We start from the raw sequence: 2,316 nt of genomic DNA, 5'->3' as shown, positions 1-2,316 counted from the left end.
GAAGAAATACGATTCAATGTGCGCCGAATGCAGCGACAGAGCTGCGTACTCGGCAGTTCCCCCAAACGTCGCATTTGCAAGGGCATAAGGCAAGCCAACACCGAGCGCACGGACCGTCGCTGGGAACAAGTCAGCTTTTACAATCCCTGCAATTGGCGTGTAGAAGGATGCAATCAAAAGACCCGATACTACCAATCCAAATGCCGCATATGGGTTCGTTACCGAGTGCAGCGCGAAGAGTATGGGAGCTACTAGCAGCGTCGCCAGGCCAGAAAATAGCAGCATATTGGTCCTAATTCCGATTTTATCCGCCAGCAACCCAAAAATTGGTTGGCATAGCATAAATAATACCAGTGACGCCGTCATGATTATGCTAACGGTTTCTGGATTCATGCCAGCGGATACGACGAGAAACTTCTGCATGTACGTCGTAAACGTGTAGAAGTAGAGCGAACCACCTGCAGTGAATGCAAGAACCAGCAGCACTGCACGCTTATGTTGCAGCAAACCAAAAATCGAGCCCGCATCCTTCCGTTTCATCTCCTGCATGGACACCGTTTCAGTCATGGCTCTACGGAGATAAACAACCACAATTGAACTCATAGCCCCCATGAAGAAGGGTATCCGCCAACCCCATTCCATTAGTTCTGTATGGGATAAAGTATGCTGCAGAACAGTGACCGTCAACAGCGCAAGCAATTGTCCGGCAACAATTGTGAAGTACTGGAATGACCCGAAGAAACCTCGGCGACCGGCGACCGATGCCTCACTGATGTAAGTCGCTCCGGTACCATACTCCGCGCCGACCGATAAGCCTTGTAACAAGCGGGCGACAACGAGGAGAACGGGAGCAGCGACGCCGATGGTTTGATAGGTTGGTAACACGGATATCATCAGCGAGCCGGCGCACATCATGAAGACCGAGATAATCATCGATATTTTCCGACCTCGGGTATCCGCAATCCAACCGAATATCCATCCGCCTAGTGGCCGCATAAAGAACCCCACCGCGAAGACGCCGGCAGTTGCCAACAGTTGGCTCAACTGATTTCCGGAAGGGAAGAAGGCCGAGGCGAAATAGATAGAGGTATAAGCGTAGACAAAGAAATCATACCACTCGACCAGGTTTCCGGAGCAGGCACCGATAATTCCTTTGACGCGACTTTGGATAGGTTCTTGAGCAGCAAGCAAGCGCCCGTCGGCCCCCATATGGGCCACATCTTTAGGCAACATCTTTGTCTCCTGACAATGCAATTTTGCGAAAATTGCGATTTCAAAATCGCTTCCGCTAATATTTTTTGCGTAGGCTGCACTGCTCTTTATGACAGCTAATACTGCAGCTTACGTATCGGTGCCATATCTACGTCGCGAAGCGACGCGTGATGAAATAGATTTTCCTGATGCCGGCATCAAGGAACTGCATGGCCTGCACAAGGGGGGCAACTCGCATCATTGCGCCTCTCGCTCCGAAACGGGGCACGAACTGAGGTCCAAGTGAGGAGGACACCGATGAACCCATGACCTACGATTACCCGGCCTAAGGATGCGACTCGCAACCGATTGCCAGTCACCATAGGTCACAAGGCCAGAAAATCAGAATGAGCGTGGCATCCCAAGGATGTGCTCACCAACATACGAGAGAATCAGGTTCGTGGAAATCGGGGCGACCTGGTACAGACGAGTCTCACGGAACTTGCGCTCGACATCGTATTCTGCAGCGAAGCCAAAGCCACCGTGGTACTGCAAGCAGGCGTTGGCGGCTTCCCACGATGCATCCGCTGCCAACAGCTTGGCCATGTTAGCTTCCGCGCCGCAGGGCTGATGCTCGTCGAACAGCTTCGCAGCCTTGAAACGCATTAGGCTTGCTGCCTCCACGTTCACGAAGGCCTTGGCGATTGGGAACTGCACGCCTTGATTCTGGCCAATGGGGCGACCGAACACCACACGCTCGTTGACGTACTTGGTCACCTTATCGATGAACCAGTAGCCGTCTCCAATGCACTCCGCTGCAATCAGCGTACGTTCGGCGTTCAGGCCATCCAGGATGTACTTGAAACCCTTGCCCTCTTCGCCGATGAGGTTCTCCGCCGGAATCTCCAGGTTGTCGAAGAAGAGCTCATTAGTCTCGTGGTTGACCATGTTGATAATGGGCTGGACCGTCATACCCTTACCGATGGCTTCGCGCAGGTCCACGAGGAAGATGGACATTCCTTCTGACTTCTTCCTGCACTCCGCCAGCGGCGTGGTCCGTGCCAGCAGAATCATGAGGTCGGAGTGCTGGACACGCGAAATCCAGACCTTCTGCCCGTTCACGAC

2 protein-coding genes are annotated in these 2,316 nt (G+C 53.1%); both read right to left on the bottom strand.

The features are described from left to right. A partial coding sequence (locus tag AC1DKD_RS40760; RefSeq protein WP_477144696.1) for an MFS family transporter occupies positions 1-1,209 on the bottom strand: 1,209 nt, incomplete at its 3' end. 384 nt (positions 1,210-1,593) lie between these two features. Next, the coding region (locus tag AC1DKD_RS40755) for an acyl-CoA dehydrogenase family protein (RefSeq protein WP_477144695.1) at positions 1,594-2,316 on the bottom strand (723 nt) is incomplete at its 5' end.

Source organism: Cupriavidus sp. 05T313, from assembly GCF_056396665.1.
This window is presented reverse-complemented; position numbering and strand designations above follow the sequence as displayed.